Origin of the sequence: Kitasatospora sp. NPDC059327, assembly GCF_042752535.1 — a bacterium.
GTDB lineage: Bacteria > Actinomycetota > Actinomycetes > Streptomycetales > Streptomycetaceae > Kitasatospora.
Genome location: NZ_JBHYYB010000010.1, coordinates 14,157 through 40,149, shown reverse-complemented (window position 1 = coordinate 40,149; position 25,993 = coordinate 14,157). Strand labels below are relative to the sequence as shown.

Sequence of the window (25,993 nt, the reverse complement as noted above, 5' to 3'; positions counted from 1 at the left end):
GCGGCGGCGCCGGCCCCCCGCGCCGGGGGGGGGGGGGGGGGGGGGGCGCCGCGGGCCCCCCCGGTGCCCGGGCGGTGCCGGCCGGGGGCCGGGTACCGGCCCGGGCCCACCCGTCATGCCGGTACCCGGAGTCGTCAGGCTCGGGTCAGGTGCGGATCCGGAACTCCGACCAGCGAACGAAGGGTATCTGATATACGAACAAGTCGACAGGGTTGCGACGCGGTTTCCCCGACCAGAACGGAACGGAGCCCTCCTCCCCCACCGCAGGGGCGGCCCGCGGTCGAGTCTCGGACGGCGTGCTCGGGGGCGGCGCGGGTGGCCCGGGTGGGTGGTCGGGGGGGGGGGGGGGGGGGCCCCCCCCCCCCCCCCCCCGACGGGGCTGTCAGGCCGGGGGCGGGGTGAGCTCGTCGATGGTGCGGATCTGGGTGTGCAGCACGGCACCGTCCCGGTTGATCCACTGGGCGGTGAGCCTGGCCGGCTTCACCGTGGTGTCGGCCTCCAGCTTGAGGAAGGTGAACGGCTCGTCCTTGCTCCACTTCACGGGGTCGCGCTGCTTCTGGGCGGGGGTGGCCGCGTTCCATCGCGTGGGGTGGGTGGCCCCGGTCTTCGCGGCGGTGCTGACGTCGAACACGGTGCCGAGCGTCCTGCCGTGCAGGGGGCTGACGACGTACTCCCACAGGTCGTAGCCGGCCGGGGTCGAGACGGGGGTGTCGGGGGTTCCGGCGACGTAGTCCGGAGTGCCGTCGAAGTTCTTGACGGCCCGGGAGACGTGGATGTCCCCGCTGACCAGGACGCAGCCGGAGATGCGCTTGTCCTTGATGTAGGCGAGGAGCGCGTCCTTCTCGGTCCTGTAGGTGTTCCAGTCGTCGCTCTCGGTGTGCACCTTGTCGTACCAGACCATCCCCGAGGCGAGGACCTTGAAGGTGGCGGTGCTGGCGAGCAGGGCGCGTTCCAGCCAGGCCCGCTGGACGCTGCCCAGGCAGACCTTGGTGGTCTTGTCGGAGAACCACCGCGGGTCGATGAGGAACACCTCGACCGGGCCGCGCCGGAAGGAGGTGTAGACGCCCTCGCCGGGGCTCCGGTCGGTCAGCACCCCGGTGACGCCGGTGGCGTGACCGAAGGAGGCGTTGGCACGGTAGTCGACGAACGCCTTGCGGAAGTCGTACTTGCGGGCCCAGGTGCCGTCGGAGTCGTTGCCCGCGAAGTCGTGGTCGTCCCAGGTGCCCCAGACCGGCATCGACCTGACCAGGCCGGCGATCTCGGGCACGGCCAGGAACCTGCGGTGCTGCGTGCGCGCCTGGGTGAGGAAGTCGTTGACGCCCGGGACGGAGACGTCGGCGTACGGGGTGTCGCCGAGCATGACGAAGCTGTCGCAGCCCTCGTCGATGATCCGCGTCCACACGGGGTTGGCCACCGTGTCCGCGCAGGAGCCCAGGCCCATCACCACCTTGGCGGCCGCGCCCGCCGCCGGCGCGGTCCGGAACGAGCCGGTCAGCGGGACGAAACCGGAGATGGCCTTCTCCGGGCTGATGGTGAAGTCGTACCTCGTGTTCGCCCGCAGGCCCGACACGTCGACCAGGAGGGTGTCGTCGTTGGCGGCCGAGATCGTCGCGGTGAAGGTCCGCTCCCAATCGACCGAGCGCACCTTGCAGCGCCAGTTCGCGTAACTCGCCGCCTGGCCCGGCCGGGCCCAGACGCGGGCGGTGCTCTCGTCGACGTGACCGACGAGCGGACCGACCGAGGGCAGGGGGCGCGGCGCGGTGGCGACCACCGCGGGCGCGGTCCCCGCCTTCACCCGGCCCACGTAGCCGGCCAGGGCGGTGAAGAACGTCAGGCTGTCCCGCACGGCCGGCCCGGGCTGCACCTCCGCTCCGCCCACCGCCGCGTAGCACTTGTCGACGGTGAGGCTGGAGACCAGGAACCTGCCCGCGCCGCGCGCGCCCTCCAGCAGGGCCGCCGGCGCCGGGTCGGCGCTCCCGCAGGCCAGCAGGACCCGCATCGCCTGCCAGGAACCGACCGTCTCCCAACTGACCGGGACCGCGGCGGCGCGGCCCGTGAACACCTGGCCGGAGACCTCCGGCAGGGCGGACACCAGCGGGTGACCGGCGGCCCTGCGGTAGATCGTGTGGTAGTCGTCGTCGGTGCGCACCGCGTTCATCGTGGCCGGCAGGTAGGGGACGGCGGCGGTGTCGTTCTGGTCGGACTGGGCGAGGTCGAGCACCACCCCTCCGAGCCGGACGAACTCCCGCAGCGACTCCGCCCGCTCCGACACGTACCGGTAGTAGTCGGGGCCGTTGTTGGTGAAGCTGCCGAAGGCGATCAGATCCACGCCCTGGGCCGTGGCCGCCCGGGTCGTGTCCAGCGGGACCACGGTGAAGCCGGCGCCGGTGAGCAGCCGGCTCAGCCCGACGGCCTTCGTCCACGGGTCGGGGTACTCCAGCACCGCCGCCCGCAGGGGCGGCAGCGGGTCCGCGGCCGCCGGTGCCGCGACGGCGGGGCTCGCGACGGTGGTGCCGGCGGCGGTCGCCGCCGCGCCGACGCCCAGCAGCTGCACCACTCTGCGGCGGCTGATCTCGGACGGGGAACGGGAGGAGTCGTCCATGGTCTTCTCCTGCGGTGGTGGGAATGGGATGCCGTCGAACCACGGCCACGCACGGGGCGCGGTCGGGCCAGGGGTGAGGTGTTCGGTCAACTCGATCGGCAGCCGTGGGACGGTGCCCGGGACTCGGGTCGGCGGTGTGTGCTGGGCGGCGGGCAGGACGGCCGGACGAGCGGCTCAGCCGTCCGGATGCGCCAGACCCGGGAATGACGCCGGGAGCCGGCGTGCCGGGGCTTTGGATCGAGTGGAACTCAAGCGGCAACTCAATGAGGCTGTCAATACTCGCGTACCGGGCATTCGCGAGCGGAATCCGACAGGAGAGAAATACGCGGCCGGTGGACGGGGAAGTCGCCGCCCGTCCCGGCTCTTTGTCCGACCAAGAACGATCCGGGACCGGGAGGGCCCCGTGAAAATCCCACGATCGTCCTTCGGGCGATGCACGAAGGGGAACGGCCACCCGAACGACGACCTCCCGCAGCTGACGTACCGCAGGAAGGATCCGTGGCCTGCGGTCTGCCATCGGATGTTCAGGTGAAATTGAGACGAACACTTCGAAACGTGTATGACCGGGCCCGCCCGACATTTCTCACCGCGACTTTGGGACCACTTCGAAACGGAGTTCCGCCCCTTCGATCCAGTCCGTGCGACTCAGCGGCCGGACATCCTTGTCACCCTCCTTCCAAACCGCCGGAGAAGCTTCCACCGAACACCCCTTCCACCAAAACGCCACGCGCGTTCGAACGAGGACCGGCTCCTTTGAGGAGTGCCCCGCCGACTCCCCGTCCCGAGCCGTTATCAAGACGTTATCCGGGACCTGTCGCACCGCGGCCGCGCGGCAGCCACCCACCGACGAGGGCGTACGCCCCCTCGCACTCGGGGTGCGTCCACAGGTCCGTACGGCGTGCGCGATGCGGCCGACGGCGTCCGGAAGCCACCCGCAGGCCCAGGCGACCGCTGGCCTGTCCAGAGCCGCCGGCCAGGTCGGCCGATCAGCGGACCGGACGCGTGCGGTCCACGTCCGTCAGTCGGTGGGGGTCGGGGACCCGGCGGTCGCGGGGCCGGTTCGCCGCTACCGGTCGGGGAGCAGCTCGGCGAGCATCGCCACGAGCGGGTCGAGCTGGTCGGCCTGGACGACGACCGCCGGGCCCGCCCCGTACTCGGCGTCGTCCAGGTGCAGCACGGTCGCGCCGGGGCCCCGGCCGCGGTTCTCGGTGGGGAGCAGGTCGAGCAGCTTCTCCAGGACGCCGGCGAGTTCGGCCCGGGAGCCGTCGATCACGTCGACGGACAGGAGTGCCTCAGGTGCGGGAATGGTCATGACAGCCATCCTGGCGTGCGGAACACCGGTCGGGACAGTGGTCCGGCCGAGGATCACCGGAAGGAGGTAGCGGGCCCGCCGACCCGGCCCCGGTTCGATGGGCAGCCGAGCGACGCGCCGCGCGGAACGGCCTTCTGACCGTTGATCGAACGGGCGTAGCACTCCTTCGCGATGTGACGATGTGATTCCGGACAGTGATCGCGCGAATCGGGACAGCGCCTCTCGACACGCCCCCTGCCAGTGGGACGCCCAGCACGCTTGGCCCGGGCACGGCCCACCGCCGCGCGCTGCCACCGGGAGGGCACATGACGAGGACCGCCGACCAGATCGCGCTTCTCCGGACCGAGACCGCCCCTGCCTTGCTGAACGAACTGCGGGGACTGCGGACCGGCGGCGAGGAGTTGCGCACCGAGCTGGTCACGACGATCAGCCAGGGCCTGGACGAGACCCGCACGCAGGTGCTCCGCGCCCTCGACCGCGATCAGCGCGAACTCGCCCAGGCCCGACAGGAGATCGGCGACCTGCGCCGCGAGCTGGCCGAGGCCCGGGCCGCCTGGGAGACCGGGATCGCGGAGCTGACGACGGCCCCGGCCGCCCGGCCGGCCACCACCGACCCGACGACGAAAGCCGAGAGCTCCGCCCGGGCGGTGCCGGCCGACGCCGCGAATCCGGGCACTGACGCAGCCGCCCCGACCACCGAGCCCGCGAAGGAGACCGCCATGCCCGACCAGCAGCCCGACCAGACCCCCGCCACCACCGAACAGGCCGGCAACACCGAACAGGCCGACAGCACCGAACGGGCCGCCACCGACATGCTGACCGAACTGACCACGGTCACCGGGCACCGGGTTCCGGCCCCCCAGCCGGCCGCCGCCCTGGCCCCGACGCCCCCGCCCACGGCGGAACAGGCGCGCGCCTCCCTGGAGGCGGCGCTGTTCGACACCCTGAAGACCGCCGCCCGGATCAGTACCGCGGAGCTGGTCTGCCACCCGCACACCTGGCGGTTCATCGCCTCCCGCACCGCGGCGGCCGAGTACTTCCAGTTGCCCGCGACCGAGGGCGACGGCAAGGACGACATGGTGACCGTCCGACTGCCCGGGCTCAGCCTCATGGCCGCCGTCGACTCCCTCTTCACCACCTACTGGGAAGCCAGTACCGGCCCGGTCCGCAACCTCCAGGACAGCGCCATGGCCCTGGCCTACTACATCGACCTGTCCAGCGCGATCCGCCGCACCCGGCCCGCCGACTCCGGCACACAGGTCGACGGCCGCCCCCTGACCCGCATCGTCATCGACAACCGACCCGACCAAGCGGCCTGACCCACCCGATCCGTCCCCGGTCCACCCCCGGTGGACGTACCCTGAGGGCCGGGTCCCCCACGTCGACGAGCGTGGGGGACCCGGCCACGTCGTCACCACGGCGCGGCCGGTCGGACCGCCGTGGGTCTGCGGCGCTCGGCTCACCGACGAACGCGAAGCCGCCGCCCTCGTCGGCTGCCGGTCGACGACCGCCTCCGGTTCACGGCGCCACCGAACGGTAGGCGTTCCGGCCGGTCTCCCAGCGGTGCCGGAGCGGCCGTCGGCCGCGCGGCGAGCGGGTCGGCGGTGTCGGCAGCGGCGGTCAGGCTCGGCGGCGCGGATCACGGTGCCCCCTCGGACGCCTCGTCGGGTCGGGGCGACCGCAGGTGTCCGGGACGGCCGGACCCGTCGGCCACCGGCACCTGCCCCCCCCCCCGCCGAAGTCCTCCTGCGGATCCGCCACTTCAGGACCACCCACGCCGGGCGGCGAAACGCGGTGTACCGCCGGGCGGATGTGGTTTCCAGACGAACGGCGTAGCTGCGGACGCGGTTCCTCGCGGATCGGGACGTACTTGGTGAGGGTGCGGCAGCACCCGGGACGATCCCACCGCACGAAAGGAACCCGACAATGGCGGTACAGAACATCAAAGAGTTCAAGGAGAAGGTCGAGAGGCTCTACGATGACGAGGAAAGCGATTTCAGGCGCAAGTTCGACGCGGCGATCAGGGGTTTGACGCCTCCCACGGTGTACCCGGATTCCGACGTCTACAAGGACTGGCGAGGAGCGACCGGAAAGACCCTGGCAGAATTCTTCGTAGAATGGTACGACTGGGGTTGGAAGCAGCCCATCTCCGACGGGCTCCAGTACATCCGTAGATTCAGCTGGATCAGCTACGAGAACGCCGCGGGGCTCGCGTTCGTGACCAGCGAATCGGGGCGCGAGGTGCTGTCCGAATTCACCCGGCTGCAGGGTCAGCAGATGGACTCCACGGATTCCGAGAACCTGGTCCAGCAATGGATCGACGAACTCGGCCCGAAGCGAATGGCCGACTTCAAGGAGGGGGACTGGTCGACCCTCAACAAGTTCTTCATCAGAGAGCTGAAATCCGGCAAGCGGCCGATCGACTCCCCCGACGACCCCAGCGTCGTGACCGCCCCGACCGACTGCGTCATCAACATGATCGTCGACAATCTGGCACCCGACACGCCGCTCCCGATCAAGGCGGCCGTGACCATGAGTGTCAGCAGGCTGCTCGACGGCTCCCCGTACGCCGAGAAGTTCATCGGCGGGACGGCCGTGTCGTGCATCCTCATGCCCGACACCTACCACCGCTACCACGCCCCGGTCGGCGGCCAGGTGGTCGAGGCCCGCGACGACATCGGCGGCGTCTACTACGGGATCCGGGACTTCCCCGACCTGCTCAACAAGGGGAACGTCGGCTACGGGTACGACTACAGCCTGTTCGAGGACTTCCGCCGGGGATACGTCATCATCAAGACGCCGTACGTGGACCACAACGGGGAACCGGACGGCGAAGGCCATGTCGCCCTGATCCCCGTCGGCCTCAACTCGATCGGCTCCGTGAAGTTCCTCGACCCGTTCCGGAGGATCACGGCGGAGTCGACCCCGGTCGAGGTGAAGAAGGGTGACGAGATCGGCTACTTCCAGTACGGCGGTTCACTGAACATCCTGCTGTTCGAGGAGAAGCGGTTCCCCGCGCTCCAGCTCCTCCTGGGCCAGCGCATCGGAGTCCTCCAGGAGGTCGCGCACACCGAGCGCTACGTCGACCGCTACGTCCGCCCGCTTCCCGGACGCGTCACGCCGGCGTCCTGACCCCCCTCCCGGAACGGAAGGTGAACCATGCCCCGTCAGCCCGTGTACGCGATCCCGGCGAACGCCTTCGACACCCAGACGATCCACTTCTTTCCCGACCCCACGAAGAAGGGGGAGGAGGAAGTCCCGAAGACGGTCCGGTCCTACGCCGGGTACGCGGACGTCGACGGCCCCGGCACCGACAGGAGCCGCTTGTTCTACTGGTTCTTCGAGAGCCAGACCTGCGATCCCCATGTCGACGCCGACGAGCAGAAGGACCTGATCGAGAAGACGCCGCTGTTGATCTGGCTCAACGGCGGTCCCGGCGCCTCCTCGCTCCTGGGGCTCTTCCTGGAGAACGGGCCGCTGCGCATCGGTGACGACGCCGCCGGGACCCTCTCGGTCAGCGCCGACACCTGGAACCAGGAAGCCCACGTCCTCTACTGGGACCAGCCGGTCGGCGCGGGATACAGCTATTGCGCGACGTCGGAGACGTACGTCCAGGACGAGGACGAACTCAGCGAGATGTTCCACCGGGCCCTGGTCCGGTTCCTCGAAACATACCCGGAGTACCAGAAGTGCCCGCTCTACGTCTGTGGTGAGAGCTACGCGGGCAAGTACGTGCCCTACATCGCCCGGAAGATCCACCAGAAGAACCTCAAGGCACCCGGAACGCACGTCAATCTGCGGGGGATCGCCGTGGGCAACGGCTGGATCAGACCGGAACTCTCGATCCGCGTCATGATCGACTACGCCTACGCGTCCGGGTTCCTCGGCAAGGGCCAGAAGGACGTCCTGGACTTCTCGTACAAGCACTTCCAGGACGTCCTCAGGGCCGGCGGGATGAAGGAGGCCACCGATCTCGGCAACGGCCTGGTCAACGCGATCCTGGCCTACGGAGGCGACTTCGACGTCTACGACGTACGGCGCTGGGAGGACCTGTCCGCGGGTGCGCTGCCCGTCTACCTCAACACCGCCGCCGTCAAGGAGGCCCTGCACGTCGACCACGAGTGGAAGTCCGCGGACAATTCCGGTCCGGTGGCCACCGCCCTGAAGGCCGACAACATGGCGGATGCCTCGCCGCTGTACGCCGAGCTGATCCACGCGGAGGAGAACTACCGGATCCTGCTCTACACCGGGGACTTCGACACGGCCTGCGGGTACCAGAGCACCGAGGAGATCCTCGACGAGATCATGAAGGACGGCTGGCGAGCGGCCCCGCGGCTGATCTGGAAGCAGGCGCAGGGCAACCCGAAGGGCTTCGTCCGCGCCCTGAACAACGTCACCCAGGTCGCGGTGCCCGACGCCGGCCACGAAGTACCGGCCTACCAGCCGCGGATCTCCCGGGAGATGCTCTACAACTGGCTGTTCGACCGCCCCTTCCACGGCCAGGACCCCGCCGGCGTGGCCCGGGCCGTCCTGGCCAAGGCCCAGGACGACGCCACCGGGGAGACCGGGTGAGCGGTCACCTCGAAGGGACGGCCGAGGCGGCCGACCTGGCGGCGGCCACGGCCGTCCTCAAGCAGGCCTACGTCTGCGCCCTCGCCCACGTCGACCCCGAGACGGGCAGGCCGAGGTGCGTGCCCATGGTCTACGCGTACCACGAGGACGGGAACGAGCAGCGCCTCTTTCTGCACGGCTCCGTCTACTGGCCGCCGCAGACCAAGGCGGCGTCCTCGCTGCGGCAGCTGTGGAACGACGACGGGGTCCCGGTCTGCCTGGCCGTCACCCTGCTCGACGGCCTGGTCGTCGGGCGGGCGGCGATCAGCACCTCCCTCAACTACCGCTCCGTGGTGGTGGACGGCATCGCGCGGAAGGTCGATCCGGCCGACCGGGCGAAGGCGTTCGAGGCGCTCAGCGACCAGGTGATCCCGGGGCGGTGGCCGGAGCTGCGCCCGATCAAGGACGGCAAGGGCGGCGAGCTGGACTCGGACGGGGAGCACACCCCCACCACCGGGGTCCTCTCCGTCAGCCTGACGGAGAACGCGACGGTACACCTGAAGCGGCACCACACCGCCGAGCCGGAGCACGAGACCCAGCAGGACTGGGACTGGGACCACGGCGACGCCTGGGGCGGCGTGCTCCCGATGCGCCAGGTCTACGGGCCGGCGGTCCCGGACTCGCACGTCAAGGACAAGGACGCCGACCCGCCGGACTCCGTCCTGCGGCTCATCGGCAGGACCACCTAACCCCTCTCCCCCGGATCACCTCAGATCAGCGGGCGCCCTCCGACGGCAACCGCTCGCCGCCGCCCGGGCCCGGGCGGCGGCCGGTCAGTAGAGACCCTCCGGGGCGGTGTTGGTCACCTGGAGCGGCCGGACGTTGGCCACGCCGTCGCTGGGCCAGAGCCCGGCGCAGTCGTAGCGCAGCGCCTGGTCGCGCTCCAGGACGTTGGGCAGGAGGAGGTCCTCGTGGAGCACGGTCAGCCGCACCCGCCCCGAGGACCCGTACGCCACCGGGGTCGACCAGTCCTCCCGGTCCACCACCGCCATCGTCACCTGCGGGTAGTTGGGCACGTACGGCAGCAGCTCCGCCGTCTGCCGCTCGGCCAGGCCGGCCGCGTTGCCGAAGGTGTTGCCGTAACTGATGCCGCAGATGCCGCCGTTCAACGCGGCCACGAAGTCCCGGTGGGTGTCCGGTGAGATCTGGGTCCCGCTGAGCCGGACCCCGTCGAGCGCGGCGACCAGCTCGGGGTGGCGCTGCCGGAGCGCCTGGAAGATCGCCGGCGTGGTGGTGGCGTAGTGCGTCCCGCCGCGCCCGAGGACATCGGCGATCTGCTCCAGCAGGTGGGTGGTGTACTCGCGGGCGTCGGCCAGCCGGCCGCCCCGGATCAGCCGCTTCACCCACCGCGGATCCATGTCGATCGTGTACACCCGGCCGCCGTACAGCTCGCTGGACTCCCAGACGCCGTTGCCGATCAGGTGGGGCCCGGTCGGAGTGGCCTGCAACCAGCTCCGACCGGGCTCGAAGCCCTCGCTGACGAAGGACCAACGCCGCCACGCCCCGCGGTGCAGCAGCATGTCCGGGGTGTAGAAGACCCGGCAGGGCGCGCCGGTGGTGCCGCCGGTGTCCCAGACCCGCCCGGTCAGCGGGCGCGGCACGGCGAGCGGGACCAGGTCCGCCGGGTCGCCGGAGCGCAGGTCCTCCAACGGGAACGGGCCGAAGGCGGTGAGTTCCTCGTAGCGGGTGATGTCCCGGGGGTCGAAGTCCAGCCCGGCGGCCCGGCGCAGCCAGTAGGGACTGCCGGTCGCGGGGTCGAAGTGCCGGCGCAGGACCCGGCGGGTCCACTCGTCGAGGTCGGTGTCGAGCCAGCCCTCGACCAGCGCGTCGCAGGCGGCGCCCGGCCGCGCCGTCCCCGCGCCGGTCACCGTTCCGGTCACCGCGCGGACCGCCCCTCGGTGATCTCGATGCCGAGCTCGTAGACGGTGGTCAGGACCTGCTCGATGTGCTCGGGCCGGTCCACGTGCACCACCGGGAACGGGAATCGCAGGATGCCGTCGGGGATCGACCCGCCCATCACCAGTCCCAGCCGCACCCCCTGCTCCTTCATGCCGGTGTACACGTCGACCACGCTGATCGGGTCGGTGGCGTTGCGGTGGAAGAGGTCCCGGACGTCCTCGCCGGTGACGAGGAGCTTGCGGTCCAGACACGAGGCCAGCGGCAGCTCGGGGGCGCCGAAGGACATCGCGTCGATGTAGGGGGCCATGAAAGCGCGGAAGTACCCGCGCAGCGGCGAGTGGGCCGCGATCGGGCGGTCCGGGAGCGGGGTGACCAGGCCGGGCGGCAGCTCGGCGGCCAGCGCCTCCAGCGCGGCCCGTTCGCCGGAGAGCATCATGATGGCCGCGGCGCCGTCGGCCGTCGGTCCGAAGTCCCCCGACAGGTGGACGCCGGGCCGGTCCCCGGTCAGCGCGGTGATCTCGGTGCCGGCCGGGACGAAGGCCAGCGCCATGCCCTGGACAGGCGCGTCGGCGGGCGGCGGGGTCACGGTGCGGGAGTGCGCCAGCATCTCGATCAGCGCGCGCCGCTCCAGCGCCCCGGACAGCGTGCTCGCCGTCATCGCCCCCAGGCTCAGGCCGCCGAGCACCGCGGGGTGCAGGTCGTGCTCGGCGAGGATGTCGTGCACGGCCAGCGCCAGCGCGGCCTCCCGGACGCTGCCGACGCCCTGGCGCTCCTCGACCTCCTTGGGCAGATCCTCGTCGAGCAGTTGCCCGACGGTCAGCTCGCTCCATTCGGCTATGCGGGCGTAGAGGTCCCGCATCACCGGATATGCCTGATACAGCTCGATGCCGTGCGGCTCGGTTCCGACACCGCCGCCGAAAAGATATCCCAGTGCCATGCGCGACTCCTTCGGGAATTCCTTGGAACCTGAAACGGGAAGGGTGTCGGCGTGGAGCGCGAGTCCCACCTGAGGATGGCCGACCGATCGCTCAACTGCCGTCCCAGCACTGTAGCAGGGACTTCCCGGGGAAATGCCGAAAACATTCGCGACCGGCTTCCGGGAAGGGTCCCGACGGCCTCGAACGGACAGTGTCGCGGTTCCCGCTATTGAAATGATATTCGGAGCTGGCAGCATATGCCCCGAGCATTCAGCAATTCCCGTTCCGGTCGGCGCCCCGAGCGGATCCCGGTCGAAATCGCCGGAGCGGGAATGCGGAGGAGGCGGTCCGGGGTACCGGTGCGCCGCCGCCGGTCGGCCCGTCCGAGGGGGAACACCGCCGGGTCGCACCCGTGCGCCCGGAACTCCCGTTCCCGCCGGCCGCCCCGGGGCCTCCGCTCCCGGCAGGGCCCCCTCCCGGGCTCCGCACGGAACCAGCCCCTACCGCTCAGCCGGGTGGCCCCCGGCGGATCGCCCACGTCCAGCCGTCCGGCTCGTCGCGAAGGAGTGCAGCACGATGACTCACGGATCCGACACCGGTGTGCCCCTCCTGTATCCGCTGTCCGGGGACACCGCGGGCCACCTGGCCGCCCGGGCGGAGCTGCTGCACAGCACACTGGTCGGCCGGCCGGAGCTCGGCGCCGCCGACGTGGCGGCCGCCCTCGCCGGTCGGCCGGCCACCGGACGGCACCGGGCCGCGCTCGCGGCGACCGACCGGGACGACCTGCTGGCACAACTCGCCGCGCTGGCCGGGGGGACGGTGGGCACGACGGGGCCGGCGGGCGCGGGGACGGCACCGGTGCCGCTGACCGGGACCGCCGGGGACGGCACCGTGGCCTTCGTCTTCCCCGGCCAGGGGTCCCAGTGGCCCGGTATGGCCGTGGAACTGCTGGACCGGGCACCGGCCTTCGCGGCCCGGCTGGACGACTGCGCGCAGGCACTGGAGCCGTTCACCGGCTGGTCGGTGCGGGACGTACTGCGCGGCACGGCGGGCGCGCCCGCGCTGGACGGCGCCGCGGTGGTGCAGCCGGCCCTGTTCGCCGTGACGCTCGCGCTGGTCGCGCTCTGGGAGAGCCACGGGGTGCGGCCCGCCGCCGTGCTGGGGCACAGCATGGGCGAGATCAGCTCCGCCGTGGTCAGTGGGGCCCTGGACCTGGAGGACGCGGCCCGGGTGGTCGCGCACTGGAGCCGCTTGCAGGCCACGCTGACCGGACGCGGCGAGATGGTCTCCGTGATGGCCCCCGCCGAGCGGGTCCGCCCGCTGCTGGAGCGCTGGCACGGACGGCTGACGGTGGCCGCGGTCAACGGACCCGGCTCGGTGGTCGTCTCGGGCGACGCCGAGGCCGCCGCCGACCTGGTCGCGCGCTCCGGCGAACTCGGCGTGCACGCGCGGCTGGTCGCGGTCGGGCTGGCCGCGCACTCCGCGCACATCGACTCGATCCTGCCCGAGCTGCGCGCCGCGCTCGCCCCGCTGCGGCCCCGGCCCGCGCGGCTGCCGTTCTACTCGGGCCTGACCGGCGGGCGGCTGGCCGACCCGGTGCTGGACGCCGACCACTGGTGCCGCAACCTGCGCGGCACCGTGCGGTTCGCGGAGGCCGCCACGGCGCTGCTGGCCGACGGCCACCGGCTGCTGCTGGAGGTCAGCCCGCACCCGGTGCTGACCTCGGCGCTCCAGGAGACCGCCCGAGCCGCCGGGCTGGACGCCCGGGTCCGCGGTTCGCTGCGGCGCGGCCAGGGCGGGCCGCAGCGGGTGCGGACGGCCCTCGGCGAACTGTTCGTGGACGGGCACGCCCCGGACCTGGCCGCGCTCGCGGCCGAGGCTGGCGGGCGGGCCGTGGAGCCGTCCTGGGAGGCCGACGAGGCGTGGCGGTCCGCCGGCCCGGCGGCCGACGGGCAGCCGGAAGCGGCCGCGGACGGTGCCGACGGCTCCGTCGGGCTGGCGCACCGGCTCGCCGGGCTGGCCGAGGAGCGGCAGCGCGCACTGCTGCTCGACCTCGTCGGCGGGGCGGTCAACGAGGCGCTGGGTCGCGGCGGGCCGGTGCACGCCGACCACAGCTTCGTGGCGCTCGGGCTGGACTCGGTCAGCGCGCTGGCGACCCGCAACCGGATCGGCGCGGCGACGGGGCTGAACCTCCCCGCCACCCTGGTCTTCGACCGGCCGACCCCGCGCGCGGTCGCGGAGTTCCTGCTGGCCGAGCTGACCGGGGCCGACGACGACGTCCGGGCGGCGGCCGCGCCCGTTCCCGCCGACCGGGACGACCCGGTGGTGATCGTCGCGATGGGCTGCCGCTTCCCGGGCGGGGTGGACTCGCCGGAGCGGCTGTGGGAGCTGGTGGCGGCGGGCGGCGACGCGGTCGGGGCGTTCCCGTCCGGACGCGGCTGGGACCTCGCCGCCGGCTACGCGCCCGAGGGCCGCGAGCCCGGCCGCTACTACCAGCGCGAGGCCGGCTTCCTGGCCGGGGCCGACCTCTTCGACGCCGGGTTCTTCGGGATTTCGCCGCGCGAGGCGGAGGCGATGGACCCGCAGCAGCGGCTGCTCCTGGAGACCTCCTGGGAGGCCTTCGAGCGGGCCGGGATCGAGCCCGGATCGCTGCGCGGCAGTCGAACGGGGGTCTTCGTCGGCGCGATGGCGATGGACTACGGCCCGGACCTCACCTCCGGCTCGGAGCACTCCGGTCACCTGCTGACGGGCACCGCCGGCAGTGTGGCCTCGGGCCGCGTGTCGTACGTGTTCGGCCTGGAGGGCCCGGCCGTCACGGTGGACACCGCCTGCTCCTCCTCGCTGGTCGCCCTCCACCTGGCCGCCCAGTCCCTGCGGCGCGGGGAGTGCGACCTGGCCCTGGCGGGCGGCGTGACCGTGATGAGCACGCCCGGCATGTTCATGGAGTTCAGCCGGCAGGGCGGGCTCGCGCCGGACGGGCGGTGCAAGGCCTTCGCGGCCGCCGCCGACGGTTTCGGCCTGGCCGAGGGCGCGGGCGTGCTGGTGCTGGAGCGCCTCTCCGACGCCCGCCGCGGCGGCCACCCGGTGCTGGCGGTGCTGCGCGGCTCGGCGGTCAACCAGGACGGCGCCAGCAACGGCCTGACCGCCCCCAACGGCCCCTCCCAGCAGCGGGTCATCGGGGCCGCGCTGGCCGACGCGGGGCTGACCGCCGACCAGGTCGACGCGGTCGAGGCGCACGGCACCGGCACCACGCTCGGCGACCCGATCGAGGCCCAGGCCCTGCTGGCCACCTACGGCCGGCAGCGGCCCGCCGAACAGCCGCTGCTCCTGGGGTCGTTGAAGTCCAACATCGGCCACACCCAGGCCGCGGCCGGGGTGGCGGGCGTCATGAAGATGGTGCTGGCGATGCGGCACGGCGTGCTGCCCAGGACCCTGCACGTGGACGACCCGACCCCGCACGTCGACTGGTCGACGGGCGCGGTGGAACTGCTCACCGAGGCACGGGACTGGCGGACCCAGGGCGGACGGCCACGCCGAGCCGGCGTCTCCTCCTTCGGCGTGAGCGGCACCAACGCCCACGTCGTCCTCGAACAAGCCCCCGAGGAACAGCCCGCGGAACCGTCGAACGACAGGGACACCATCGTCCCCTGGCCGCTGTCCGCCCGCTCCCCCGAAGCCCTGCGCGACCAAGCCGATCGGCTGCTCACCCTCGACGGAAACCCCGCCGACATCGCCCACTCGCTCGCCACCGGCCGCGCGGTCTTCGACCACCGCGCCGTCGCCGTCGGCACCGCCGACGGACTGCGCGACGCCCTCACCGCGCTGTCCGGCGGAAGCCCGGACCCCCGGCTCCTCCAGGGCGCGCCGGAACCGCGCGGGCGCACGGTCTTCGTGTTCCCCGGCCAAGGCTCCCAATGGCCCGGCATGGCCGCCCCGCTCCTGGACACCGAGCCCGTCTTCGCCGAGCGGATCGCGCAGTGCGAGCAGGCCCTGGCCCCGCACGTCGACTGGTCCCTCACCGAACTCCTGCGCGAGGGCGAACCGTTGGAGCGCGTCGACATCGTCCAACCCGCCCTCTGGGCCGTCATGGTCTCCCTCGCCGCGCTCTGGCAGCACCACGGCGTCCACCCCGACGCCGTCCTCGGCCACTCCCAGGGCGAGATCGCCGCCGCCGTCGTCGCCGGCGCCCTCACCCTCGAAGACGGCGCCCGGGTCTCAGCCCTGCGCAGCCGGGCCCTGCACACCATCGCCGGTGACGGCGGCATGGTCTCCCTCGCACTCTCCGCCGAACGCACCACCGAACTGCTCGCCCCCTGGACCGACCGCATCTCCATAGCCGCCCACAACTCCCCCACCACCACCGTCGTCGCCGGCGACAACGACGCCCTCACCCAACTCCTCACCACCTGCGAACACGACGGCGTACGGGCCCGAACGATCCCCGTCGACTACGCCTCACACTCCCCACACGTCGACCGGCTGCGGCGACGCATCCTGACCGACCTCGCCGGAATCGAAGCCCGGGCACCACGGATCCCGATGTACTCCACCGTCACCGGCGACTGGCTCACCACCCCACCCGACACCACCTACTGGTACACCAACCTGCGCCAACCCGTCCTCCTCACCCAAGCCCTGGAGACCCTCCACGAAACCGGCCACACCCACTTCGTCGAAACCAGCCCCCACCCCGTCCTGACCCCCGCCATCGAGAACACCCTCGACACCGCCGTCACCCTCCCCACCCTGCGCCGCGACCACGGCGACCGACGACGCCTCCTCACCTCCCTCGCCCACGCCTGGACCACCGGCCTCACCATCGACTGGACCACCACCATCCCCCGAGGCCGACGCGTCGAACTACCCACCTACCCCTTCCAGCGGGAACGGTTCTGGCTCGCCCCGAGGACGACCACGCCCCCGGATGCGCGCCCGTCCGCCGACGCTCTGTGGGACGTCCTGGAGCGCCAGGAGCCGGCCGCGCTGTCGGCCGAGCTCCAGGTGAGTCCGGCCGCGCTCGGCGAGGTGCTGCCCGCGCTGGCGGACTGGCGGGCCGAACGGGCCGCGACCGCCGAGGCCGACTCCTGGCGCTACCGGATCGGCTGGCAGCCGCTGGGCCTGAAGCCGGCCGAGGCGCCGGCGGGCCGCTGGCTGGCCGTGCTGCCGGAGAGCGGCGCCGCCGACCGGGTGGTCGAGGCGCTCGCCGCGGTGGGCCTGGACGTGCTCCCGCTCACCGTGACAGGTCCCGGAGCGGGGCGCGAGGCGCTGGCGGAGCGGGTGGCCGAGGCGCTCGGCGAGGGGGAGGCACCGGCCGGGGTGCTCTCGCTGCTGGCCCACGAGGAACGCCCGCACCCGGAGTTCGCCGATCTGCCGGGCGCGGTCGCGCTGACCCTGGCCCTCGTGCAGGCACTGGGCGACGCGGGCGTGGGAGCGCCGCTGTGGTGCCTGGTCAGCGGGACGGCGGTGCTCGGCGCGGGTGAGCGGCCGGGCGGCCCGGTGCAGGGTGCCGTGGCCGGGCTGGCGCGCACGGTGGCGCTGGAGCACCCCGAGCGCTGGGGCGGGCTGGTGGACCTTCCGCCCGCCGACGGCGCGGGACTGGACGAGCGGGCGGCGCGGCGACTGTGCGCGGTGCTCGCGGCGCCGCGGGACGAGGAGCAGGTCGCGGTGCGGTCCACGGGCGTGCACGGGCGCCGCCTGCTGGCCGCCCCCGTCCGGGCGGCCGGGGACTCCGGGCCGGGCGCGGCGGTGTGGCGGCCGGCCGGGACGGTGCTGGTGACCGGCGGGACCGGCGCGGTCGGGGCGCAGCTGGCACGCCGCCTGGTGGCGCAGGGTGCCGAGCGGGTGGTGCTGCTCAGCCGCCGGGGTGCGGCGGCGCCCGGGGCGGCGGCGCTGCGGGCGGAGCTCGGGCCGGCCGTGGAGCCGTTGGCCTGCGACGTGACGGACCGGCAGCGGCTCGCCGCGGTGGTCGCCGCGTACCGGCCGGACGCGGTGGTGCACGCCGCCGGGGCGCTGGACGACGGGGTGCTGGACGCGCTGACGCCCGAGCGGATGGCGTTCTCGCTGCGCGCCAAGCTGACCGCGGCCCTGCTGCTGGAGGAGTTGACGGCCGACCTGGAGCTGTCCGCCTTCGTGGTGTTCAGCTCGGTGACGGGCGTGGTCGGCAACGCCGGTCAGGGCAACTACGCGACGGCCAACGCCGCCCTGGACGCGCTGGTCGCGCGGCGCCGGGCGGCCGGCCTGCCGGGTACCGCGATCGCCTGGGGTGCCTGGGGCACCGACGGGGCCGAGCGGGGAACCGGCGGCGCGGGCGCCGGCATGCTGGCCGACGAGGTGGCCCGGCGGTTGGGCGAGCGCGGTCTGCCGACCATGTCACCGCGCAGCGCGATCACCGCGGTGGCCCGCGCGCTGGGCGAGGACGACGAGCTGGTGGTGGTCGCGGACGTGGACTGGCGGCGGCTGGCCGAGTCGTCCGGACTGCGGTCGGCGCTGCTGGGACGGCTGCCGGTGGCCGCCGCCGCGGAGCCCGCCGAGGTCCGGCCCGCGCCGGTGGACCGGCCCGGCGAGCTGGCCGGCCGGCTGGCCCCGCTGTCCCCGGGCGAGCGGCTGCACCTGCTGACCGACCTGGTGCGCGCCGGCGCCGCGGCCGTGTTGCGGCACGCCGACAGCGGGGCCGTGTTGCCCGCGCGGGCGTTCGCCGAGCTGGGCTTCGACTCGCTGACCGCCGTCGAGCTGCGCAACCGGCTGGGTACGGCGACCGGTCTGCGGCTGCCCGCGACCGTGCTCTTCGACCACCCGACGCCGCACGCGGTGGCGGTGCGGCTGCTGGCCGAGCTGGGTCTGGCGCGGGAGCCGGCCGAACCGGGCACCGCCGGTGCGGCCGGGGGCGGCGCGGCCACCGGGCCGGCCGGGGACGAGCCGCTGGCCCTGGTCGGCATGGCCTGCCGCTTCCCGGGCGGGGTGGGCTCGCCGCAGGAGCTGTGGGAGCTGCTGGCCGAGGGCCGGGACGCCGTCGGTGACTGGCCGGCCGACCGCGGCTGGGACACCGAGCGGCTGTTCGACCCGGACCCGGACCGCCCCGGCACGACCTACAGCCGCAGCGGCGCCTTCCTGGCGGACGCCGGCGGCTTCGACGCCGAGTTCTTCGGGGTGAGCCCGCGCGAGGCGCTGGCCATGGACCCGCAGCAGCGCCTGCTGCTGGAGACCGCCTGGCAGGCGGTCGAGGACTCCGGGCAGGACCCGTCGGCGCTGCGCGGCGGCCGGGTCGGTGTCTTCGTCGGCACGAACGGCCAGGACTACGTGGACGCGCTGGCGGGTGCCGAGGGGATCTCCGAGGGCCACCTGCTCACCGGCAACACGGCCAGTGTGCTCTCCGGCCGGATCTCCTACGCCCTGGGGCTGGAGGGTCCGGCGCTGACCGTGGACACCGCCTGCTCGTCCTCGCTGGTCGCCCTCCACCTGGCGGCCCAGTCGCTGCGGCGCGGGGAGTGCGAGCTGGCGCTGGCCGGCGGGGTCACGGTGATGAGCACGCCCAAGCTGTTCGTGGAGTTCAGCCGTCAGCGCGGGCTGGCGCCGGACGGGCGGTGCAAGGCCTTCTCGGCGGACGCGGACGGCACCGGCTGGGGCGAGGGCGTCGGCGTGCTGGTGCTGGAGCGGCTCTCCGACGCCGTGGCCCGCGACCACCGGGTGCTGGCCGTCATCCGGGGCACCGCGGTCAACCAGGACGGCGCCAGCAACGGCCTGACCGCGCCCAACGGCCCCTCCCAGCAGCGGGTCATCCAGGCCGCGCTGGCCGACGCGGGGCTGACCGCCGACCAGGTCGACGCGGTGGAGGCGCACGGCACCGGCACCCGGCTCGGCGACCCGATCGAGGCCCAGGCGCTGCAGGCGGTGTACGGGCGCGGCCGGGCCGCGGACCGGCCGCTGCTGCTCGGCTCCGTCAAGTCCAACCTGGGCCACACCCAGGCCGCCGCCGGGGTCGCCGGGGTGATCAAGACGGTCCTGGCGCTGCGGCACGGCCTGCTGCCCCGGAGCCTGCACATCACGGAGCCCAACCCGCACGTGGACTGGTCCTCGGGCACGGTGCGGCTGCTGACCGAGTCCGTCGCCTGGCCGGACACCGGCCGGCCGCGCCGGGCGGGCGTCTCCTCGTTCGGGATCAGCGGCACCAACGCCCATGTGATCGTGGAGCAGGCACCCGACCGGCCCGTGCGGGCGCCGCTGCCCGCGCGCCGTGCGCCGCTGCTGCTGTCGGCCCGGGGCCCGGCCGCCCTGCGGGCCCGAGCCGAGCAGCTGATCGGCCGTCTGGACGGGCGGGAGGAGGTCGACCTCGCGGAGCTGGGCCGGGCCCTCGCGGTGAGCCGGGCCGGTCTGGAGCACCGGGCCGCCGTGCACGGCGCGGACCGGACGGCGCTGCGCGAGGGCCTGCGGGCGCTGGCCGACGGCGCCCGTTCGGCGGCGGTGACCACCGGCGTGGTGCGGGCGGGCGGACGGACGGCGTTCCTCCTCCCGGGCCAGGGCAGCCAGCGGGCCGGGGCCGGGGCCGGGCTGTACCGTGCCGAGCCGGTCTTCGCCGACGCGCTGGACGAGGTGCTGGCGGCGCTGGATCCGCATCTGGACCGGCCGCTGCGCGAGGTGATGTTCGCCGCGCCGGGCAGTACGGAGGCCGGGCTGCTGGACCGCACCCGGTACACCCAGCCCGCGCTGTTCGCCCTGCAGACCGCGCTGCTGCGCCTGCTGGAGCACCACGGTGTGCGGCCCGACCTGTTGCTGGGGCACTCGATCGGCGAGCTGTCCGCCGCGCACGCGGCCGGGGTACTGGACCTGGCGGACGCGAGCGCGCTGGTGGCCGCGCGCGGCCGGCTGATGGACGAGCTGCCCGAGGGCGGCGCGATGGTGGCCGTCGAGGCGACCGAGGAGGAGCTCGCGGCGGTGCCGGCCGTGCCGGGGGTCGACCTGGCCGCGGTGAACGGGCCACGTTCCTGCGTGCTCTCCGGTGACCGCGCGGCGGTGCTGGCCGTGGCGGACGAGTTCCGGGCGCGCGGGCGGCGGACCAAGCGGCTGGCGGTGGGCACCGCCTTCCACTCCGCGCGGCTGGAGCCGATGCTGGCGGCCTTCCGGGAGGTCGCGGCGGGCCTGGCGTACCGACCGCCGACGCTGCCGGTGATCTCCGACCTCACCGGTGGGCCGGCCGGCGCCGAGCAGCTGTGCTCCCCCGACTACTGGGTGCGGCACGCGCGCGGCACCGTCCGGTTCCTGGACGGCGTGCGGCGGCTCCGGGCCGAGGGCGCCGACCGCTTCGTGGAGCTGGGCGCCGGCGGGGTGCTCTCCGCGCTGGTGCAGGAGTGCCTGCCGGACACCCCCGAGGGCGCTGCGGTGGCGCTGCTGCGCGAGGGGCGGGCGGAGGACGAGTCGGTGACGGCCGCGCTGGCCCGGCTGTACGTGCACGGCACGGCGGTGGACTGGAGTCCCGGGGGCACCGGCGCCGGCCGGGTCGAGCTGCCGGGCTATCCGTTCCAGCACCGCCGGTTCTGGCCGGCGCCCGCCGTCGCCGCCCCGGCCACCGAGCGCCTGCGCTACCGGATCGACTGGCAGCCGCTGGAGCCGGAGCCGGCGGCCCGGCTCACGGGCCGCTGGCTGCTGGTGCTGCCCGAGGGCGCCGACGCGGACGGTCACGCCGCCGACGCCGCGCGGGCGCTGGCCGCCCGGGGCGCCGAGGTCGAGCTGCTGCGGACGGCGTACGACACGGACCGCGCCGCGCTGGCCGGCCGGCTGCCCGCCGCCGTCGACGGGGTCCTGGCCCTGCCCGGCACCGACGTCGACCTGCTCGTCCTGGTCCAGGCGTTGGGCGACGCCGGGGTGACCGCGCCGCTGTGGTGCGCGACCCGGGGCGCGGTGGCGGCCGGCGGGCAGCCGGTCGGGCGGCCCGAGCGGGCCCGGCTCTGGGGCCTGGGGCGGGTCGCCGCCTTGGAGCACCCCGAGCGCTGGGGCGGGCTGGTGGACCTCCCCGCCGAGCCGGACGACGCGGCCTGGGAGGGGCTGTGCGCGGTACTGGCCGGAGCGGGCGGTGACGACCAGCTCGCGGTCCGCCCGTCCGGTCTGCTGAGCCGCCGGCTGCGCCGCTCCCCGGTCCCGGCCGCCACCGCCCCGTCGGCGGGTTTCGCGACCCTGCGCGGCACGGTGCTGATCACCGGCGGGACCGGCGGGCTGGGCGCCCACCTGGCCCGGCGGCTGGCCCGTACCGGCACCCGGCGCCTGGTGCTGACGAGCCGGCGCGGTCCAGCCGCCCCGGGCGCGCAGCGGCTGGCCGCCGAACTGACCGCGCTCGGCACCGAGGTCACGGTGGCGGCCTGCGACGTGGCGGACCGCGCCGCGCTGGCCGCCCTGCTGGACGGGCTCGGCGAGGAGCGGGTCGACGCGGTGGTGCACGCCGCCGGGCTGACCTCCGACACGCCGTTGGCCCGCTGCACGCCGGAGGGTTGGGCCGCCGAGTGCGCCGCGAAGGCGGCGGGCGCGGCCAACCTGGACGCCCTCCTGGAGGGCCGGCGGATCGAGGCCTTCGTCCTGTTCTCGTCGGTGTCGGCGGCCTGGGGCAGCGCCGGGCAGGGGGCGTACGCCGCCGCCAACGCCCAGCTGGACGCGCTGGCCGAGCACCGGCGCTCGCGCGGCCTGCCCGCGACCTCGGTGGCCTGGGGGCCGTGGGCGGGGGCGGGGATGGCCGAGGGCCCCACCGGCGAGCTGCTGCGCGCGCTGGGGCTGCGCCCGATGGCGCCCGCGACCGCGCTGGACGCGCTGGAGCAGGCCCTGGAGCTGGACGAGACGCACCTCGTGGTGGCCGATCTGGACTGGACCCGCTTCGCGGCGCTCTTCGAGTCGGCCCGGCGCAGCCCGCTGCTGGCCGACCTGACCGCCGCCCGGACGGCGTCCGCCGACGACGGCCGGGGCGGGGACGGGGGCGAGGACCGGGGCGACGGTGGACCGCGGAACGTTCCGGACGCGGAGTCGTCCCCCGGTGCCCTGCTCCGGGCCGGGCTGGCACCGCTGGGCCCCGAGGCCCGGCAGCGGCTTCTGGTGGATCTGGTGCGCGGCGAGTCGGCGGCCGCGCTCGGGTACGCCGACGCGACCGCAGTGGACCCCGAACGGCCGTTCCGCGAGGTCGGTTTCGACTCGCTGACCGCCGTCGACCTGCGCAACCGGCTGGTCACCGCGACCGGTCTGGAACTGGCCGTCACCACCGTCTTCGACCACCCGACCGCCACCGCGCTGGCCGAGCACCTGCTGTCGCTGCTGGTCGACCGGCCGGCCGGTCGGGCCGGCGGCGCGGTCGCCGCGACCGGGGGTCCGCTGCCGGTGGACGAGCCGCTGGCCGTGGTGGGGATGGCCTGCCGGTTCCCCGGCGGGGTGCGCTCCCCGGAGGACCTGTGGCGGCTGGTCGCCGACGGCACGGACGCGGTGGGCGGGCTGCCCACCGACCGCGGCTGGCCGCTGGACGCGCTGTACAGCGGCGACCCGGAGGCGCCCGGCACCTTCTACGCCACCGCGGGCGGATTCCTGCACGACGCGGGCGAGTTCGACGCCGCGTTCTTCGGCATCTCGCCGCGCGAGGCACTGGCCATGGACCCGCAGCAGCGCCTGCTGCTGGAGACCGCCTGGGAGGCCGTGGAGCGGGCCGGTCTGGACCCGGCGGGGCTGCGGGGCAGTGGCGGCGGGGTCTTCCTCGGCGTGGCCGCGCAGGGCTACGGCGCCGGGCCGCAGGATCCGGCGGCCGACGTCGAGGGCCACCTGCTCAGCGGCACGGTGACCAGTGTGGCCTCCGGCCGGATCGCCTACACGCTGGGCCTGGAGGGCCCGGCCGTGACGGTGGAGACCGCCTGCTCCTCCTCGCTGGTGGCGCTGCACCTGGCCGGGCAGTCGCTGCGGGCCCGGGAGTGCTCGTTCGCCCTGGTCGGCGGGGCGGCGGTGATGGCGAGCCCGGACGCGTTCGTGGAGTTCAGCCGCCAGCGCGGGCTGGCCGCCGACGGGCGGTGCCGCTCGTTCTCCGACGAGGCCGGCGGCACCGGCTGGTCGGAAGGGGTGGGCGTCCTGCTGGTCGAGACGCTGGCCGAGGCCCGGCGCCTGGGCCACCCGGTGCTGGCCGTGGTCCGCGGCACGGCGATCAACCAGGACGGTGCCAGCAACGGGCTCACGGCGCCCAACGGGCCGGCCCAGCAGCGAGTGATCCGTCAGGCGCTGGCCAACTCCGGGCTGTCGGCCGCCGAGGTGGACGCGGTGGAGGCGCACGGCACCGGCACCACGCTGGGCGACCCGATCGAGGCGGGCGCGCTGCTGGCCACCTACGGGCAGGGCCGCCCGGCGGGCAAGCCGCTGTGGCTGGGTTCGCTGAAGTCCAACATCGGCCACACCCAGGCCGCCTCGGGCGTCGCCGGGGTGATCAAGAGCGTGCTGGCGCTGCGGCACGCCGTCCTGCCCAGGACCCTGCACGCGGAGCGGCCCTCGACCCGGGTGGACTGGTCGGCGGGCTCGGTCGAGCTGCTGACCGAGGCACGCCCGTGGGAGACCGAGGACGGGCGCCCGCGCCGGATCGCCGTCTCCTCGTTCGGGATGAGCGGCACCAACGCGCACGCCGTCCTGGAGCAGGCCCCCGAGCCCGCTCCGGCCGGGGCCGGCGACGCGAGCGGCACGACCGGCGGCACCGGCACGGACGGTACGACCGGCGCGACCGGACTGCCCTGGCTGCTCTCGGCCCGCGACGCGGCCGGGCTGCGCCGACAGGCCGGCCGGCTGCTGGCCGCGATCGACGCCGACCCCGGGCTCACCGCGACCGAGACCGCCCGCACCCTGGCCACCGGCCGGGCCGCGCTGCCCCAGCGGGCCGCCCTGGTCGGCGTGGACCGCGACGCGCTGCGCGCCGAACTGGCCGCGCTGGCCGAGGGCCTGCCCTCGGGCGGGGTGTTCGAGGGGCGCGCGGGCGCGCCGGGCACGGTCTTCGTCTTCCCCGGCCAGGGTTCGCAGTGGGCCGGCATGGCCGTCGAACTCCTCGACACCGCACCCGTCTTCGCCGAGAGGATGGCGCAGTGCGAGAAGGCCCTCGCCCCGCACGTCGACTGGTCGCTGACCGGGCTGCTGCGCGCCGGCGACCCGCTGGACCGGGTCGAGGTGGTGCAGCCGGCGCTGTGGGCGGTGATGGTCTCGCTGGCCGCGCTGTGGCGCTCGTACGGCGTCGAACCGGCCGCCGTGGTCGGCCACAGCCAGGGCGAGATCGCCGCCGCCGTCGTCGCCGGCGCCCTCTCCCTGGAGGACGGCGCCACCGTCGTCGCCCTGCGCAGCCGGGTACTGCGCCGACTGGACGGCGCGGGCGGGATGGTCTCCGTGTCGGCCGCGCTGGACCGGGTCACCGAGCTGCTCGAACCGTACGGGTCGGAGCTCGCCGTGGCCGCGGTCAACGGGCCGCGGGCGGTGGTGGTGGCCGGCGTGCCGGAGCGGCTCGTCGCGCTGCTGGCCGACTGCGAGCGCGCCGGGGTGCGGGCCCGGCGGATCCCGGTGGCGTACGCGGCGCACTCCGCGCAGGTCGCCGAGGTGCGCGAGGAGTTGCTGGCGCACCTCGCCTCGGTGCGGCCCCGGCCCGCCGAGGTCCCGATCTTCTCGGCGGTCACCGGCGGGCGGATCGACGGCGCGCTGCTGGACTCCGCGTACTGGTACCGCAATCTGCGCGAGCCGGTCGTCTTCGACACCGCGGTCTCGGCGCTGCTGACGGCCGGGTACGAGCTGTTCGTCGAGGTGAGCCCGCACCCGGTGCTGGTGGCGGCGGTCGACGGCTCGGCGCAGGCCGCCGGACGGCCGGCCACCGCCGTCCCGACCCTGCGGCGCGGGGAGGGCGGACCCGACCGCCTGCTGCGGGCGCTGGCCGAGGCCTGGACGGCGGGCGCGCCGGTCGCCTGGCGGGCCGAGCGCCCCCTGCGGCCGGACCGGCTGCCCACCTACGCCTTCGCCCGCGAGCGCTACTGGCTGCCCACCCCCGGGCGCGGCGGCTGGGCGGCCCTGGCCGCCGGCGCCGCGGCGGCTCCCGCCGTCCCGGTCGGCGACCCGGTGGCGGCCGGTGGGACGGACGGCGCGACGGACCCGGCCGGCGACCTGGCACTGCGGCTGGCGCCGCTGGACCGGGCGGAGCGGCACCGGGTGCTGGTCGAGCTGGTCGGCGCCCACGCGGCCGCGGCCCTCGGGCACGCCTCGGCGGCGGCCGTGCGGCCCGACCGGCCGTTCGCCGACCTGGGCTTCGACTCGATGCTCGCGGTGCGCTTCCGCAACCGGCTGAGCGCGGTCACCGGCGTGTCGCTGCCACCGACGGCGATCTTCGACCACCCGAGCCCGGCCGCGCTGGCCGCGCTGCTGGAGCGCGGTCTCCGCCCACCGGAGCGCGGCCCGGCCGAGGCCGAACTCGACCTGCTGGAAAAGGCCCTGGCCTCGCTCGACCCGGCCGGGCCGGGCGGCCGCGAGATCGGCTCCCGGCTGCGCGAGCTGCTGCGCGGCTGGGGCGAACGGGCCGACCGGGACCCGGCCGAGGCCGAGCCGCCGGTGACCCTGGCGGCGGCGACCGCCGACGAACTCTTCGACCTGCTCGACAACGACTTCGGAATGGCCTGAGGGAGAGCTGGAACT

The 25,993-nt window shown here is 74.6% G+C and carries 9 protein-coding genes; 5 read left to right on the top strand and 4 right to left on the bottom strand.

Translation table 11 applies throughout. The features are described from left to right. Positions 1–382: 382 nt before the first annotated feature. On the bottom strand, positions 383–2,602 hold the full coding sequence (locus ACFXHB_RS09180; protein ID WP_380573230.1) for an alkaline phosphatase D family protein: 2,220 nt from the start codon (positions 2,600–2,602) through the stop codon (positions 383–385). Between the two features lie 1,066 nt (positions 2,603–3,668). Beyond that, positions 3,669–3,914 (bottom strand): hypothetical protein, encoded by a 246-nt coding sequence (locus ACFXHB_RS09175; RefSeq protein WP_380573229.1) that lies wholly within the window; start codon positions 3,912–3,914, stop codon positions 3,669–3,671. Between the two features lie 305 nt (positions 3,915–4,219). Here ACFXHB_RS09175 and ACFXHB_RS09170 point away from each other — a divergent pair, with 305 nt between their 5' ends. The 4 genes from ACFXHB_RS09170 to ACFXHB_RS09155 all read left to right on the top strand — a co-directional run bounded on the left by ACFXHB_RS09170 (position 4,220) and on the right by ACFXHB_RS09155 (position 9,214). Further along, on the top strand, positions 4,220–5,233 hold the full coding sequence (locus ACFXHB_RS09170; RefSeq protein WP_380573228.1) for a hypothetical protein: 1,014 nt from the start codon (positions 4,220–4,222) through the stop codon (positions 5,231–5,233). Positions 5,234–5,840: 607 nt separating this feature from the next. Further along, positions 5,841–7,046 carry a phosphatidylserine decarboxylase gene (locus tag ACFXHB_RS09165; RefSeq protein ID WP_380573227.1) on the top strand — a complete coding sequence of 402 codons (1,206 nt, stop codon included), beginning with the start codon at positions 5,841–5,843 and terminating at the stop codon, positions 7,044–7,046. 27 nt (positions 7,047–7,073) lie between these two features. Continuing rightward, complete coding sequence (locus tag ACFXHB_RS09160) at positions 7,074–8,486, top strand: hypothetical protein (protein ID WP_380573226.1); 1,413 nt, start codon at positions 7,074–7,076, stop codon at positions 8,484–8,486. Continuing rightward, positions 8,483–9,214 carry a pyridoxamine 5'-phosphate oxidase family protein gene (locus ACFXHB_RS09155; protein ID WP_380573225.1) on the top strand — a complete coding sequence of 244 codons (732 nt, stop codon included), beginning with the start codon at positions 8,483–8,485 and terminating at the stop codon, positions 9,212–9,214. Before ACFXHB_RS09160 ends, ACFXHB_RS09155 begins: the two co-directional genes overlap by 4 nt. An 84-nt stretch (positions 9,215–9,298) precedes the next feature. Here ACFXHB_RS09155 and ACFXHB_RS09150 read toward each other — a convergent pair whose 3' ends face one another. Then, on the bottom strand, positions 9,299–10,405 hold the full coding sequence (locus ACFXHB_RS09150) for an arylcarboxylate reductase (protein ID WP_380573224.1): 1,107 nt from the start codon (positions 10,403–10,405) through the stop codon (positions 9,299–9,301). Next, positions 10,402–11,361, bottom strand: coding sequence for an ACP S-malonyltransferase (locus ACFXHB_RS09145; protein WP_380573223.1), 960 nt, complete (start codon positions 11,359–11,361; stop codon positions 10,402–10,404). Before ACFXHB_RS09145 ends, ACFXHB_RS09150 begins: the two co-directional genes overlap by 4 nt. A 556-nt stretch (positions 11,362–11,917) precedes the next feature. Here ACFXHB_RS09145 and ACFXHB_RS09140 point away from each other — a divergent pair. Continuing rightward, entirely contained in the window at positions 11,918–25,978 is a 14,061-nt protein-coding gene (locus tag ACFXHB_RS09140) for a type I polyketide synthase (RefSeq protein WP_380573221.1), read from the top strand. Positions 25,979–25,993: the final 15 nt, after the last annotated feature.

Coding starts and splice junctions, on each gene's coding strand:
- ACFXHB_RS09170 (WP_380573228.1), top strand. CDS start 4,220: ATGACGAGGACCGCCGACCAGATCGCGCTTCTCCGGACCGAGACCGCC.
- ACFXHB_RS09165 (WP_380573227.1), top strand. CDS start 5,841: ATGGCGGTACAGAACATCAAAGAGTTCAAGGAGAAGGTCGAGAGGCTC.
- ACFXHB_RS09175 (WP_380573229.1), bottom strand. CDS start 3,914: ATGACCATTCCCGCACCTGAGGCACTCCTGTCCGTCGACGTGATCGAC.
- ACFXHB_RS09160 (WP_380573226.1), top strand. CDS start 7,074: ATGCCCCGTCAGCCCGTGTACGCGATCCCGGCGAACGCCTTCGACACC.
- ACFXHB_RS09140 (WP_380573221.1), top strand. CDS start 11,918: ATGACTCACGGATCCGACACCGGTGTGCCCCTCCTGTATCCGCTGTCC.
- ACFXHB_RS09180 (WP_380573230.1), bottom strand. CDS start 2,602: ATGGACGACTCCTCCCGTTCCCCGTCCGAGATCAGCCGCCGCAGAGTG.
- ACFXHB_RS09145 (WP_380573223.1), bottom strand. CDS start 11,361: ATGGCACTGGGATATCTTTTCGGCGGCGGTGTCGGAACCGAGCCGCAC.